This window comes from Arthrobacter sp. ISL-65 (assembly GCF_018613795.1).
Lineage (GTDB): Bacteria > Actinomycetota > Actinomycetes > Actinomycetales > Micrococcaceae > Arthrobacter.
In genome coordinates this window covers 364,594-377,836 of the sequence record NZ_JAGGPN010000020.1, presented here as the reverse complement: position 1 = coordinate 377,836, position 13,243 = coordinate 364,594, and the positions used below count along the sequence as shown (strand labels likewise).

General features: G+C 65.7%; 14 protein-coding genes. 3 read left to right on the top strand and 11 right to left on the bottom strand.

Annotated elements, in window-relative coordinates; translation table 11 throughout:
* Positions 1-39: 39 nt before the first annotated feature.
* Positions 40-1,092 carry a recombinase RecA gene (gene recA, locus J7I85_RS10020; RefSeq protein WP_214850995.1) on the bottom strand — a complete coding sequence of 351 codons (1,053 nt, stop codon included), beginning with the start codon at positions 1,090-1,092 and terminating at the stop codon, positions 40-42.
* A 209-nt stretch (positions 1,093-1,301) separates the two neighbouring features.
* Positions 1,302-1,541 (bottom strand): DUF3046 domain-containing protein, encoded by a 240-nt coding sequence (locus J7I85_RS10015; protein WP_214850987.1) that lies wholly within the window; start codon positions 1,539-1,541, stop codon positions 1,302-1,304.
* A gap of 42 nt (positions 1,542-1,583) precedes the next feature.
* Here J7I85_RS10015 and J7I85_RS10010 point away from each other — a divergent pair, with 42 nt between their 5' ends.
* Positions 1,584-2,090 carry a MarR family winged helix-turn-helix transcriptional regulator gene (locus J7I85_RS10010; RefSeq protein ID WP_214850978.1) on the top strand — a complete coding sequence of 169 codons (507 nt, stop codon included), beginning with the start codon at positions 1,584-1,586 and terminating at the stop codon, positions 2,088-2,090.
* A gap of 91 nt (positions 2,091-2,181) precedes the next feature.
* Here J7I85_RS10010 and J7I85_RS10005 read toward each other — a convergent pair whose 3' ends face one another.
* From J7I85_RS10005 to J7I85_RS25905, 8 genes are all read right to left on the bottom strand, one after another.
* Positions 2,182-2,634: a helix-turn-helix domain-containing protein gene (locus tag J7I85_RS10005; RefSeq protein ID WP_003798764.1), complete on the bottom strand. Its 453-nt coding sequence runs from the start codon at positions 2,632-2,634 to the stop codon at positions 2,182-2,184.
* A gap of 191 nt (positions 2,635-2,825) precedes the next feature.
* Complete coding sequence (locus tag J7I85_RS10000) at positions 2,826-3,311, bottom strand: CinA family protein (RefSeq protein ID WP_214850969.1); 486 nt, start codon at positions 3,309-3,311, stop codon at positions 2,826-2,828.
* Positions 3,308-3,967, bottom strand: coding sequence for a CDP-diacylglycerol--glycerol-3-phosphate 3-phosphatidyltransferase (gene pgsA, locus J7I85_RS09995; RefSeq protein ID WP_214850962.1), 660 nt, complete (start codon positions 3,965-3,967; stop codon positions 3,308-3,310). The genes J7I85_RS10000 and pgsA overlap by 4 nt, the downstream gene beginning before the upstream one ends.
* Before the next feature lie 54 nt (positions 3,968-4,021).
* Entirely contained in the window at positions 4,022-6,898 is a 2,877-nt protein-coding gene (locus tag J7I85_RS09990) for a DNA translocase FtsK (protein ID WP_214850953.1), read from the bottom strand.
* Between the two features lie 85 nt (positions 6,899-6,983).
* Positions 6,984-8,675, bottom strand: coding sequence for a ribonuclease J (locus J7I85_RS09985; RefSeq protein ID WP_214850944.1), 1,692 nt, complete (start codon positions 8,673-8,675; stop codon positions 6,984-6,986).
* A gap of 41 nt (positions 8,676-8,716) precedes the next feature.
* On the bottom strand, positions 8,717-9,625 hold the full coding sequence (gene dapA, locus J7I85_RS09980) for a 4-hydroxy-tetrahydrodipicolinate synthase (protein WP_214850936.1): 909 nt from the start codon (positions 9,623-9,625) through the stop codon (positions 8,717-8,719).
* A gap of 81 nt (positions 9,626-9,706) precedes the next feature.
* Complete coding sequence (locus J7I85_RS09975) at positions 9,707-10,555, bottom strand: carbon-nitrogen hydrolase family protein (RefSeq protein WP_214850930.1); 849 nt, start codon at positions 10,553-10,555, stop codon at positions 9,707-9,709.
* Positions 10,556-10,564: 9 nt separating this feature from the next.
* Complete coding sequence (locus tag J7I85_RS25905; RefSeq protein ID WP_374102454.1) at positions 10,565-10,984, bottom strand: hypothetical protein; 420 nt, start codon at positions 10,982-10,984, stop codon at positions 10,565-10,567.
* 223 nt (positions 10,985-11,207) lie between these two features.
* Between J7I85_RS25905 and J7I85_RS09965 the strand changes: the two genes are divergently transcribed.
* Positions 11,208-11,447, top strand: coding sequence for a hypothetical protein (locus J7I85_RS09965; protein ID WP_251024112.1), 240 nt, complete (start codon positions 11,208-11,210; stop codon positions 11,445-11,447).
* A 38-nt stretch (positions 11,448-11,485) separates the two neighbouring features.
* Positions 11,486-12,721, top strand: coding sequence for a heparan-alpha-glucosaminide N-acetyltransferase domain-containing protein (locus tag J7I85_RS09960; protein WP_214850923.1), 1,236 nt, complete (start codon positions 11,486-11,488; stop codon positions 12,719-12,721).
* 33 nt (positions 12,722-12,754) lie between these two features.
* Here the strand turns inward: J7I85_RS09960 and J7I85_RS09955 are convergent, their stop codons facing one another.
* Positions 12,755-13,243 carry a hypothetical protein gene (locus tag J7I85_RS09955; protein WP_214850916.1) on the bottom strand — a complete coding sequence of 163 codons (489 nt, stop codon included), beginning with the start codon at positions 13,241-13,243 and terminating at the stop codon, positions 12,755-12,757.

Below are 13,243 nucleotides of genomic sequence, written 5' to 3'. Positions count from 1 at the left end.
CCTCCGACCTTGGCGAAGGCCGAAGAAGACCGGCGTCTGCTAGAAGCCGTCAACGGCCTTCAGCTTCGGTGAAGCTTCGGTCTCGGCCGGGGCCTTCACGCCGACGCCGAGCTTTTCCTTGATCAGGCGCTCGAGCTCGGCCGCCAGTTCCGGGTTGTCGCGCAAGAAGCGGCGCGAGTTCTCCATGCCCTGGCCGAGCTGGTCGCCGTCGTAGGTGAACCATGACCCGGACTTCTTGATGATGCCGTGCTCCACGCCCATGTCAATGATGCCGCCCTCGCGGGAGATGCCCTGGCCGTAAATGATGTCGAATTCGGCGATCTTGAACGGCGGGGCCATTTTGTTCTTGACGATCTTGGCCTTGGTGCGGTTGCCCACGGAGTCCGCGCCCTCCTTGAGGGTCTGGATGCGGCGGACGTCGATACGCACGGAGGCGTAGAACTTCAGGGCCTTACCACCGGTGGTGGTTTCCGGGGAACCGAAGAACACACCGATCTTTTCGCGCAGCTGGTTGATGAAGATGGCGGTGGTCTTGGTCTGGCTCAGGCGGCCGGTGATTTTACGCAGAGCCTGGCTCATAAGGCGGGCCTGGAGACCGACGTGACTGTCGCCCATGTCGCCTTCAATTTCCGCTCGCGGCACCAGGGCTGCCACGGAGTCGATGACGACGACGTCCAGGGAGCCGGAACCGATAAGCATGTCCATGATTTCCAGGGCCTGCTCACCGGTGTCCGGCTGGGACACGAGGAGCGCGTCGGTGTCGACGCCCAGCTTGGCTGCGTATTCCGGATCCAGGGCATGTTCGGCGTCAATAAAGGCGGCAATGCCGCCTTGTCGCTGGGCACTGGCGACGGCGTGCAGGGCAACCGTGGTCTTACCGGAGGATTCCGGTCCGTAGATTTCCACGATGCGGCCGCGAGGCAGGCCGCCAATTCCCAAGGCGACGTCCAGGGCTATGGAGCCGGTCGGAATGACCTCGATGGGCGCACGGACTTCGTCGCCCAGGCGCATGACCGAGCCTTTGCCGAACTGCTTGTCAATCTGGGCAAGCGCTGCGTCGAGCGCCTTCTGGCGATCCGGGGCTGCGGCCATGGTTCACACCTCTAATACTTTCTCGCTTTGGAGGGGCCTCTGCGGCCCTTTGTCTGTCATCACTGACGCTAGCTCCACCCGCTGACATTCTTACCGGGCAGGCGTACGTATGTGGATAACCCGCTGCCAAAAAGCATAGTCGCACCCGAACAGATATTCGAACAATCCGTCGGCGTGTCAGCAGGTTCCCAGGCCGGGTCGGGATCTGCTCAGACCAGGTCTCGCCCGTGCTGTCGCGGCTTGATATCGCGGCCGAGGCGGCGCTCCTCGGGGACGTCCTGCACGTCGCACACCGCCAGCCAGATGTCACGGGGACTGACGCCCGCAGCGAGGGCCTGGTTCGCCGTCCGGCCGCCGACTCCCGCAAGGACGAGGGAGCCACCCAGTACCCGCGAGTAGCCGGCCCCGAATTCGTCGTCCATCAGCCGCCAGAAATCACTAATCCTCACTCAATACAGTCTCTCACGGACGCTGACTCTAGAATGGTTGCCATGAGCAATCCCGCTGAAGCCCCCGGAGCCACTGCCGCCTTCGAGGACACGCTTGATACGGCGCTGACCAACGTGGAGCATCAGATCAGCCTCTTCTGGCGACGGGCCAGGTCCGTTTCCCAGCAACTGTCGCGCGAGGTCCACCCGGATATGGAGCCCGCCGCCTACGGACTGCTCACCGTGATCCGCAAGAGCGGCCCGATCCGCCTTACCGAACTTGCATCCTCCATCGGCGTCGGCAAGCCGTCTGTCAGCAGGCAGATCGCATTCCTTGAAAGCATCGGCCTGGTGCTCAAGGAAGCCGACCCGCTGGACGGCAGGGCGCAAACGATCCGGCTCACAGCCGAGGGCGAAGAGAAGATGCACCAGGTGCAGGATGCCCGGCGGCAGGTGTTCCGGGAGCGCCTGGGCGAATGGCCGGTAGAGGACCTCGAGGCTCTGGCCGGCTACATGGCCAAACTCAACGCCACATACGAACGTGACGGATTCCCACGGGACGGCGCCTAGATTAAGACTTGATTTCAGGGAACGACGAAGGCCTCCGGCGGATTGCCGGAGGCCTTCGCTGTTGCTATTGAGTCCGGATTTCCGGGTTCCGTTACCGGGCGCCCGAGAGCATTTCCGTGGCGAGTTCGTTGTTAAGCTCGCTGCTCAGGTCACGCTCAAGGTCCCGGCCGTAACGCTGGGAGAATTCCTGCGGGACGGTGTCCGGCACGGCAACGCCTTCAGCGACGGCCACGCGGTCGCTGACCTCACGGAGCATGCTGGATAGCGGAACATCCAGCGCCGAACAGATCGAGGACAGGAGTTCCGAGGAAGCTTCCTTCTGGCCGCGTTCCACTTCGCTCAGGTAACCCAGGGACACCCGGGCACTGTGCGAGACTTCGCGGAGGGTACGCCCTTGACGCTGGCGGACATCGCGCAGTACATCACCGATTTCGTGACGAAGTACAACCATCTTGCGCTCCTTCTGTTCGCTCTTGGCCTGATCGGCGAGGCCCACGTCCTTCCAGCGGACAACGCCGTTTACGGACACGGGCTGCTTTACCATCTGTATCGCCTTGCTCCCTCGTGGTTCCGGTTCACTGTGACGCAAACCGCATATGTTCTCTTCATCCTAGGCGCCTCCCTCAGGGAGAGGCGACACAATGTGACAACTATTCGGATTCACTTTTTGTTCCCGGCAACCTTACTCCGGGTAGCTTAGCGCAGTCAGTGGGCCAGGCCAGCGTAGCCGGAAACTCAGCTTAACGCAGCCAGTGCCTCCTGAAGCCGCTCCAAAGCAGCGCCACAGGCCAGCCCGCGGATTTCTGCCCGGGTGCCCTGGAAGCTGTAGGGAAAGGCCTGCACGCGGTCCGCGGTGGCGACGCCCACGAACACTGTTCCAACCGCTTTGCCATCGTGCGCGTCAGGGCCGGCCACACCCGTGGTGGAGACGGCGAGGTCGGCCCCGCAGACCCGCCGGGCGCCTTCGGCCATGGCGGCAGCCACTGCTCCATCCACCGATCCGACGGCGTCCAGCAGGTCCTGCGGAACGCCAAGGACGTCCCGCTTCACGGTGTTGCTGTAGGAGACCACGCCGCCCTGCAGCATGGCGGACGCCCCTGGGGTGTCGGCCAGTACAGCGGCGACCATTCCTGCGGTGAGTGATTCCGCGGTGGCCACGGTGACGCCGCGCCCAACGGCCGCAGCCACGGCTTCTCCGGCGATCCGGTGCAGATTCGTCACGGCTGGCCCTCCTCGTTCTCCTGCTGGCCACGGTCCGCAGCCCGCCGGCGCAGCCCCTCCGACCTGACTTTCAGTGCTTGCACGACGTATTCGACGCCGGTCCAGACGGTGATCAGCACGGCTGCCAGCATCACCGCGAAGGCCACCCAGGTCAGCCACGGTGCGATGGATGCCAGCGGAAGGAGGTAGAGGAAGATCGCCACGGTCTGGACAACCGTCTTGAGCTTGCCGCCGCGTGACGCCGGGATGACGCCGTAGCGGATCACGAAGAACCGCAGCGCCGTGATGCCCCACTCACGGACCAGGATCACGATCGTCATCCACCAGGGCAGCTCATTCAGGACGCTCAGCATGACCAGGGCGGATCCGGTCAGCAGCTTGTCCGCGATCGGATCGGCAATCTTGCCGAAGTCGGTGACCAGTCCCCTGCTGCGGGCGATGTCGCCGTCGAGCTTGTCCGTGTAAATCGCGACGGCGAACGCCGCCACGGCTGCCCAGCGCCACCCGCCGGACTCGCTTCGCAGGCCCGGGGCATCGGCGACAAGGAACCACACGAAGAACGGCACCAGCACAATGCGGAGCATCGTGAGGATGTTGGGAAGATTCCAGATCCCGGAGCTGTTGGAGCCGGCCGCGGTCGCTTCGGTGCTAGTCACCCTTCTAGGCTACCGTCTTCGGCGCTACCGCTTTCTTGTTGAACGTCATTAGGACTACCGACCGGTGAGGGACCAGGCGTCCTCGGAACCGTCCTCGTCGTCACCGGAACTGTCGGCGCCGTCGTAATAGTCGACACCCTGGGTGCGGTTGTCCAGGTCGGCGGCAACGAGGTCCTCCGCGTAGCCGCCCTGCGCGATGTTGGCGTTGGCGTTGTCACTGAGCGCGGCGGTCTGCGAATCGGCCGTGGCCGGAGCCTCCTGGCCCTTCATCGCGGCCAGCACCGCGGCGAGGTCGTCCGGCTTGACCAGCACATCACGCGCCTTGGAGCCTTCCGATGGACCAACGACGCCGCGTGATTCGAGCAGGTCCATGAGGCGGCCCGCCTTGGCGAACCCGACGCGGAGCTTGCGCTGCAGCATGGACGTCGAGCCGAACTGGGTGGTGACCACCAGCTCCGTGGCCTGCAGCAGCACTTCGAGGTCGTCCCCGATGTCGTCGTCGATCTGCTTTTTCTGCGCCTCTGGTGCGACGTCGTCTCGGTAGACGGCCTGGAGCTGGCCCTTCACGTGTTCGACGACCTTATGGATTTCGGATTCGGTCACCCAGGCGCCCTGTACGCGCATCGCCTTGGACGCACCCATCGGAAGGAACAGCGCGTCACCCTGTCCGATCAGCTTCTCGGCACCGGGCTGGTCCAGGACCACGCGGGAGTCGGTCACGGATGACGTGGCGAAGGCCATCCGGGACGGCACGTTGGCCTTGATGAGGCCGGTGACCACGTCAACGGACGGGCGCTGCGTGGCGAGCACCAGGTGGATACCGGCGGCGCGGGCCAGCTGCGTGATGCGGACGATGGAATCTTCCACGTCCCGCGGTGCCACCATCATCAGGTCGGCAAGCTCGTCCACAATCACCAGGAGGTACGGGTAGGGCCGGATGACCCGCTTTGAATCCACCGGCGGCTGGACCTTGCCGGCGCGCACTGCCTTGTTGAAGTCGTCGACGTGCTTGAAGCCGTAGTTGGCCAGGTCATCGTAGCGGGCGTCCATTTCACGGACCACCCACTGCAGCGCCTCGGCAGCCTTCTTGGGGTTGGTGATGATGGGCGTGATGAGGTGCGGCACGCCTTCGTAGGCAGTGAGCTCCACGCGCTTGGGGTCCACCATGACCATACGGACCTCGTCGGGGGTGGCCCGCATCAGCAGGGACGTGATCATGGAGTTCACGAACGAGGACTTACCGGCACCGGTGGCACCGGCCACCAGCAGGTGGGGCATCTTCGCCAGGTTGGCCACGACGTAGCCGCCCTCGACGTCCTTGCCCACGCCCATGACCATGGGGTGGTCCGTGCGGCGGGCGTTCTGGCTGCGCAGGACGTCGCCCAGCGACACGGTCTCACGATCCGTGTTGGGGATCTCGATGCCGATGGCCGACTTACCGGGAATGGGGCTGAGGATGCGGACGTCGCTCGAGGCGACGGCGTAGGAGATGTTTTTGGACAGCGCGGTGACCCGCTCCACTTTGGTGCCCGGCGCCAGTTCGATCTCGTACCGGGTCACGGTCGGACCGCGGCTGAAACCGGTCACAGTGGCATCCACGTTGAACTGCTGGAGCGTGTCAGTCAAAGCGGCCACGACAGCGTCGTTGGCCTCCGTACGTTCCTTGGGAATGGAGCCGGGTGTGAGCACGTCGGACGACGGCAGCGTGTAGGTGACATCGCCAGCGAGGGACAGCTGCTCCGTGCGCTGCGGAATCGGTGTGGGCGGCGGCGCAGGCGCCACTGGCTTGGACGGCACCTGCACGGCAGCAGCGGGTGCAGTCACCGAACCGGCCATACCCGGGGTCACGAGCGGAATGGCCTCGGTGGCGTTCTCGGCGTCGGCGCCCTTGGCGCCGAGTCCCTGGGCTGCCTTGATCTTCTCGACGGCGATCTCCGCCTGCGTGGGCCGCCGGACTCCGGGGGCCACAGCAGGGCGCCCCTTGCCTGCCTCCGGTGACGGCTCGTCGTCGTCGACCACGGCATGCTCAAAGGCTTCGTCTCCGACGTAGCCTTCCAGCCGGGGATCGGCTTCCGCATCCTTGCCGAAGAGCCGCTTGCGCTTCTTCTTCGGGGCGGGAGGGCTGTTCTCGTACAGGTAGCTGCGGTCGTGGGCGTCGCCGTCGTTCTCCTGAAGGTCGATGCCCATCAGGTGCTCATAGGCGCCGCGCAGCCGCCGCGGTATGGCGCCGAACGGCGTGGCCGTGACGATGAGGACGGACACGAAGGCCAGCAGCCCGTACAGGACCACCGGGACCGCTGGGTGAATGGCGGCCAACGGCGAGGCCGCCAGGAAGCCCAGCATGCCGCCAGCCTGCCGCAGCCCGTCGAAGCCCTCGCTGACGGTCGGCTGGCCGCCCACAATGTGCGCGATGCCGCACCCTGCGAACGTCATGATGAGGAAGCCGATTCCCACGCGGTTGTTTCCTCGGCCGTCTACAGGCTGCCGGAACAGCCTGCAGGCGCACACGAAGAGCATGAGCGGCAGGACGAGCGACATCCATCCGAACGTGCCGTTGACCACGGCGTAGACGGCGTCCGGGAACCAGCCACGGAAACCCCACCAGGCGAAAGTGGCGATGAAGACCGCCAGCGCCATGTTGAACAGGGCGGCCCCGTCACGGCGGTCTTCGGGTGCGATGTCGTTGACGTCCTGGCCGATCCGGCGCACTCCCCCGCCCACCAGATGGCCGATGCCCTGCCAGGCCCCGCCGGCCACCCGCAGCAGCCAGGGCTGCCGGTGTTCGACGGCGGGAAGCTGGCGCGTGCGGGCGCTGCCGGCGGACGATCCGGCCCGGCCGGATTTCGCCGCCGACGAGCCGCTGCGGCCTGCGGATGCGCCCGTTTTACTGCTGGGGGTACGTTTTGGCGCCGGGGAAGTACGAGTGGCCATATGTGCCACGGTACTCCACCGCGGCCGCGGAACAGCGGATTTCCGGGCCTTCCGGGGGCTGTGTTCAGCCCCCGGGCACCGGCAGCTAGGCCTCCAGGACCACCGGGATGATCATGGGGCGCCGGCGCAGCTTGCGGTTGACCCACGTGCCGACGACCCGGCGGATGATCTGCTGCAGCTGGTGGTTGGTGTGGTCAGCGTTGCTGAGCACGGCCTCCTCCAGTGCGGCGTTGATCTTGGGAATGATGTCGTCGAAGACCGAGTCGTCCTCGGCAACGCCGCGGGCGTGGATCTCCGGCCCGGAGACAACCTTGCCGGTTGCTCGGTTGATGACCGTGATGATGGAGATGAAGCCTTCATCGCCCAGGACGCGGCGGTCCTTGAGGTCTGCGTCGGTGATTTCGCCGACGCTGGAGCCGTCCACGTACACGAAGCCGACCTCCACCTGGCCCACGATGTCGGCGCGGTGGTCGTGAAGGTCGATCACGGTGCCGTTGTCTGCCAGCAGGATGCTTGCGGCCGGAACTCCCGACTCCTCTGCGATCTTGCCGTTGGCGATCAGGTGGCGGGTTTCGCCGTGCACCGGCATGGCGTTGAGCGGCTCGAGGATGTTGTAGCAGTAGAGGAGCTCCCCCGCCGCGGCATGGCCGGACACATGAACCTTGGCGTTGCCCTTGTGGATCACGTCGGCGCCGAGCTTCAGCAGGCCGTTGATGATGCGGAAGACGGCATTCTCGTTGCCGGGAATGAGGCTGGACGCCAGAATGACGGTGTCGCCTTGGCCCACCACTACGCGGTGGTCGCCGTTGGCCATGCGTGAGAGCGCGGCCATGGGTTCGCCCTGGGAGCCGGTGGACATCAGGACCACCCGGTTGTCGGGCAGCGTGTCGATGTTCTTCAGGTCCACCACGATGCCGTCCGGCACGTGCAGGTAGCCGAGTTTGGCGGCGATGGCCATGTTCCGCACCATGGAACGCCCCACGAAGGCGACGTTGCGGCCGTGCTTGGCCGCAGCGTCCAGGACCTGCTGCACCCTGTGCACGTGGGATGAGAACGACGCCACGATGATGCGCTTGGTGGCCTGGCCGAAGAGCCGGTCCAGGGTGGGGCCGATCTCCTTCTCCGCGGTGGTGAATCCAGGGACGTCGGCGTTGGTTGAGTCGGACATGAACAGGTCCACGCCTTCTTCGCCCAGCTTGGCGAAGTGCCGGAGATCGGTGATGCGGCCGTCGAGCGGCAGCTGGTCCATCTTGAAGTCACCGGTATGCAGCACCGTCCCGCCGGCCGTGCGGATGAAGACCGCCAGGGCGTCCGGGATGGAGTGGTTGACCGCAACAAACTCGCACTGGAAGGGACCGAACTGCTCCACCTGCCCCTCGGTGACGGACAGCGTGTAGGGCCTGATCCGGTGCTCCTGCAGCTTGGCTTCAATCAGCGCGAGAGTCAGCTGCGATCCCACGAGTGGAATGTCGTTGCGGAGCCGCAGCAGGTACGGAACGGCTCCGATGTGGTCCTCGTGGCCGTGGGTGAGGACCACGGCCACGATGTCATTGATCCGGTCTTCGATGTAGGAGAAATCGGGCAGGATCAGGTCAACGCCGGGCTGGGTTTCCTCGGGGAAGAGGACGCCGCAGTCGACGACCAGCAGCTTGCCGTCGATTTCGAACACAGCCATGTTCCGGCCGATTTCGCCGAGCCCGCCCAGCGGAACAATCCGCAGGGTGCCCTGGGGAAGGCGGGGAGGCGTAACGAGGCCGGGGAGGGCTACTTGGGTCATAATGCACTTCTTTCCAGACGAAGAGTGCCGGTCTCAGTCCGTCAGGAAAAGACCAGCCCTCCTTTCGCCAAGTCCTCGCGGATGGTTTCGATCTCGGCTTCGTCCGGCTCCACGAGGGGCAAGCGGACAATCGAGTTGGGCAGGACTCCCTGCCATTTAAGAATTTGCTTGGCTGCAACGGCGCCTTGGACGCGGGTCATCGTGGCGCGCACTACCGGCTCAAGCTCGAAGTTGATCTTGCGGGCCGTGCCGAGGTCGTTCGCGTTGATCGCGTCGATGAGCTCCCGGAAGCGGCGGGTGGCGACGTGCGTGGTGACACCCACGAGGCCCACGGCGCCCAGGGCCATCCACTGCAGGGTCAGGCCGTCGTCGCCGGAGTAGAAGGCAAGGTCGGTCTCGGCCAGAACGCGGGTTGCTGCGGCGAAGTCGGCCTTGGCGTCCTTGACGGCCACGATGTTCGGGTGCTGGGCGAGGCGGATCATGGTGTCCGGCGCGATCTCGATGGAGGACCGCCCGGGGATGTCGTAGAGCATGACGGGCAGGTCCGTGGCGGATGCGACCGTCTCGAAGTGCGCCCGGACGCCGGCCTGGCTGGGCTTGTTGTAGTAGGGCGTGACGATCAGCAGGCCGTCGACGCCCAGCTTGGCGGCTTCCTGGGACAGGTGCACCGAGTGGGCGGTGTCGTTGGTTCCGGTGCCAGCGATAACGGCGGCACGCCCGCCAACGGCTTCCATCACGGCGCGGAACATCCCAAGGTTTTCCTCGTCGGTGAGGGTGGACGTCTCGCCGGTGGTTCCGGTGACAACCAGGCCGTCGCAGCCGTCGTCAACGAGCTTGCTGGCCAGTTCCGCGGCCTGCTGGTAATCGACCTTGCCGTCCATCGTGAACGGGGTAACCATGGCGGTCAGGAGGGTGCCCAGGGCAGGAAGGTTCGCGGAAGTGTCAGCCATGGGAAAAACGTTACCCTGTCACGTGCAGGTTAGGACAATGGCCACCGCGTGATGATCGTCAAATTGCGGCGAGCAGGCTGGCTACCGGTACCTCTCCAGCGAACCCCGCTGCAGCACGGCGGTGACCACTTCCGTTCCGGTACCGCCAGCCTGCTGCATCGACAGCCCGTCCGGTCCCCAGAAACCGCTCAGGCCGCAGGACGGACCCAGCGGCGTACGGCCACCCAGGTTGGCAAGGACGCCGTACATGCGGTTGTCCATGGCCCGCGCTCCGAGATGCAGCCCCAGCCGGTGGCCTTCCTCCTGCGTATAGAGCGCCGAGACGGCATACACGTCAGCTCCGGCAGCGGCAGCAGCGCCGGAGTGCGCGGGATGGGCAGCATCGAAGCAGATGGCCAGTGCAATTTTCCAGCCGTCCACGTCCAGCAGGAGCGGTTCCTGCCCTGCTTCGACCCCCTGCCCTTCTCCGAACCGCCCATCTTCCGACCGCCCATCTTCGGACCCAGGCCCTGCTTCATACCCCGGCCCTGCCTCGAACAAGGACTGCTCGTCGCCGTGAAGGTGCGTCTTGAAGCCAGCCTCGTCTGTGCCGTTCGGGTGGACGGCCAGGGATGCGAGCCGCGGCGTGCCGTCCGGCTCCCGGAAGGGTGCGCCAACGACGGCGGTGATCCCGGTTCTGCGGCAGATCTCGCGGATGGGGTCCAAACGGTGGTCCCCTGGCGCCACCCACTGGTCCCCCGCATGAGACTGGTCGCCGCCGCGAAGCAACGGCAGGTCGTACCCCGTGAGGGACAGTTCGGGGAACAGCACCAGCCGGGCACCGTGCGAGTCGGCGTCCTCAATGAGGCGCACATGCTCCGGCACATTGGCGTAGATGCCGCCGCCCAAGGCCGCATACTGGATGGCGGATACAGTCAGGGGTGCAGTCACGAGCCCATCCTAGGCGGGCTCCGGACCCGAGCAGTAACGCTCCACAGCCGCCTCCCGCAATGACTCGGCCCACTGGGAAAGGCGCTGCGCGGCCCTGACGTAGTGGAACAGCTCCGTGGGCGTCAGCGCATCGAGATCCGTTTCGGACAGCCGGCGTGCAAGCTCTGCCCCGGGCCCTTGGACGGAGAGCGCAATGCCTTCCCGGTTCCACTGGGTGTCCTCGGGCGGCTCCCCCGCCACGAGTTGCCGGAACAGGTAGTCCACGACGCCCGGGCTCATTGCCTTCAGCGGGTCGCCCTTAGGCGCGTCACTTCTGAGCGCATGAGGTTTGGGCGCATCGCTCTTGAGCTGGCCTCCGCCAAGCGCGCGCCCTCCCGGCTGGTGACCTGCCGACTGGGGACCCGGCAAACGCCCTGATGACTTCTTCATGCCGAAATCATATTCGAACATATATTCGAATACAAGAGCCGGAGAAGCATTACCACAGACCGGCCCTAGTGCTTTAGCCACACTGCTTCGCTGGGGGAACGACGGCGACCTGCCGCCTTTCGCCGCCTGCTGGAGGTGCTCGAATGCGCAGGATCATCCTGATGATGTCAGTGTCCCTGGATGGATTCTTCGAGGTCCTCAACCGGGACATCAGCTGGCGTCTGTGGACGGCGAACTCCTCCGCAACCTCAACGAGCGGTTCCGGACCATGAGCGCTTTCATGTCCGAGCGCATCACCCATGAGCTGATGGCCGGTTCCTGGCCCGCCGCCGACCAGGATCTGGGACAGGGCCGGCCACTGCTCGAAGAGCCCGATGTCCGGATGAGCCTCAGGCTCGAAGGGACGCGATCGGTCGGCAACGGCGTGGTTGCGCTTGATTACTCAGGCGACCCCGGTTCATGAAAATCAGTGCTGCAATGCGGATGTGAGACGATCACATCATGACCTCGCGGAGCACGGCTGCATCTTCCAAAACAGCGAAGGGGCCCGCAACAGGCGTCCGATTGGCCGGTATCGATGCTGCCCGCGGCCTGGCCCTCCTGGGCATGATGGCCACCCACCTGCTCCCGACCTTCGAGGCAAATGCCGCCCTGACCCCGACCTGGGTGGGCCTGACATTCTCCGGCCGTGCCGCCGCACTGTTTGCCGTGCTCGCTGGAATCGGCCTCGCCCTGTCCACCGGCAAGCAACAGCCTCTTGATGGACCGGCACTGACCGCGGCGCGGCGCGGCATCGCGATGCGCGCCCTGGTGATTGCCGTCGTCGGGCTCGCGCTCGGCGGACTTGACGTCAACGTGGCGGTAATCCTGGTCCATTACGCCGTGCTGTTCCTGTGCGTTCTGCCGTTCATCGGGCTGCGGCTGAAGGCCCTGTGCGCCTGGGCAGCGGGCTGGATCCTGCTGTCCCCGTTGGTTGCCTTCCTGCTGCGGCCGTGGCTGATGGCCGCAGATCCGCCGCTGCAGCTCAACCACAACCCGGGGTGGGAGGACCTCACCGCCCCGGGCCAGCTGCTTGGAGACCTGTTCCTGACGGGGTACTACCCGGTGTTCCAGTGGATTTCATATCTGTTGGTGGGTCTCATCATTGGCAGGCTCGCGCTGACCACGGCGATAGTTCCCGTGTTGATGCTGCTCGGCGGCACTGCGGTGGCGGCATTCTCCAAGGTCCTGGGCACGGCGGCGATGGAGCGATGGGGCGGCCGCGCCGCCCTGCAGGACATCCTCACGGACCCCAACTATCCGCTGGACAGCCTCCTGCAGGTCAATCTGGCCGGCGTCCGCCAGGAGGGATCGTGGTGGTGGCTGGCCACCAGCGCGCCACATTCCGGAACCACGCTGGACCTGCTGCATACCAGCGGCGTGGCGGCCGCCGTCGTCGGCCTTTGCCTTCTGGTGGGCAGGCTGGGACAGTGGCTGGCGCTGGACCTGCTGCTTCCCCTCCGCGGACCCGGCGCCATGACGCTGACGCTGTACACGGCCCATGTGTGCGTGGTGGCGTCGTTCCATCTCAAGCCATTGCCTGTGGGGTGGACCGAGGACGGGATGTACTTCGCCCACGCGGCGCTGGCCGTGGTGATCGGCATGGTCTTCGCGATCCTGAAATGGCGCGGTCCGCTGGAATGGCTCGGACACGCCGCCAACCAGGTGGGCCGCCACCAGCCGGCAAGGATCCGGTAGACCGGCTGCCCGTCCGGTAGACCGGCTGCCCGGCTAGCGCGCCACAGCGTCGCTGGAGGCGCGGAACAGCCGCACGGCATCCCGCATGGAAGACCGTGCCCGTTTCCGGTCGCCCGACGCGTCATAGGCGCAGCTGAGCCTGAACCAGGAGCGCCAGTCGTCCGGGGCCGCTTCGGTTTCCGCGCGGTATTTCTCGAACTCCTGGTCCGCCGCAGCCCGGATAATCCGGCCGGCCGGCGTGCGGGGCAGGTTGTCCTCCGGCAGGCCGCCTTCGGCCTCAAGCACCCGCGCCATCTGTTCCGTCCGGGCGCCGAAGAGGAGTTCCCGGATCAGGGCCCAGGCGCCGATCACCGGCAGCACGAGGTACGCCGCGCCGATGGCCTTGGCCACGGGCTCGGGATCGGTCAGCAGCAGGACCGAGCGCTGGAGGGACACCACCAGATAGAAGACCAGCAGGAGCGTCACCGCGCCCACCCAGATCTTGGTGCGGTTGGTCTTCAGCCAGCTAAGTAGCGGTTTCAC

What these genes read in the sequence shown, in the direction of transcription:
- recA (WP_214850995.1), bottom strand. Translation starts at nt 1,092, where the DNA reads ATGGCCGCAGCCCCGGATCGCCAGAAGGCGCTCGACGCAGCGCTTGCC.
- dapA (WP_214850936.1), bottom strand. Translation starts at nt 9,625, where the DNA reads ATGGCTGACACTTCCGCGAACCTTCCTGCCCTGGGCACCCTCCTGACC.
- J7I85_RS09990 (WP_214850953.1), bottom strand. Translation starts at nt 6,898, where the DNA reads ATGGCCACTCGTACTTCCCCGGCGCCAAAACGTACCCCCAGCAGTAAA.
- J7I85_RS10010 (WP_214850978.1), top strand. Translation starts at nt 1,584, where the DNA reads ATGAGCAATCCCGCTGAAGCCCCCGGAGCCACTGCCGCCTTCGAGGAC.
- J7I85_RS09960 (WP_214850923.1), top strand. Translation starts at nt 11,486, where the DNA reads ATGACCTCGCGGAGCACGGCTGCATCTTCCAAAACAGCGAAGGGGCCC.
- J7I85_RS25905 (WP_374102454.1), bottom strand. Translation starts at nt 10,984, where the DNA reads ATGAAGAAGTCATCAGGGCGTTTGCCGGGTCCCCAGTCGGCAGGTCAC.
- J7I85_RS10005 (WP_003798764.1), bottom strand. Translation starts at nt 2,634, where the DNA reads ATGGTAAAGCAGCCCGTGTCCGTAAACGGCGTTGTCCGCTGGAAGGAC.
- J7I85_RS09985 (WP_214850944.1), bottom strand. Translation starts at nt 8,675, where the DNA reads ATGACCCAAGTAGCCCTCCCCGGCCTCGTTACGCCTCCCCGCCTTCCC.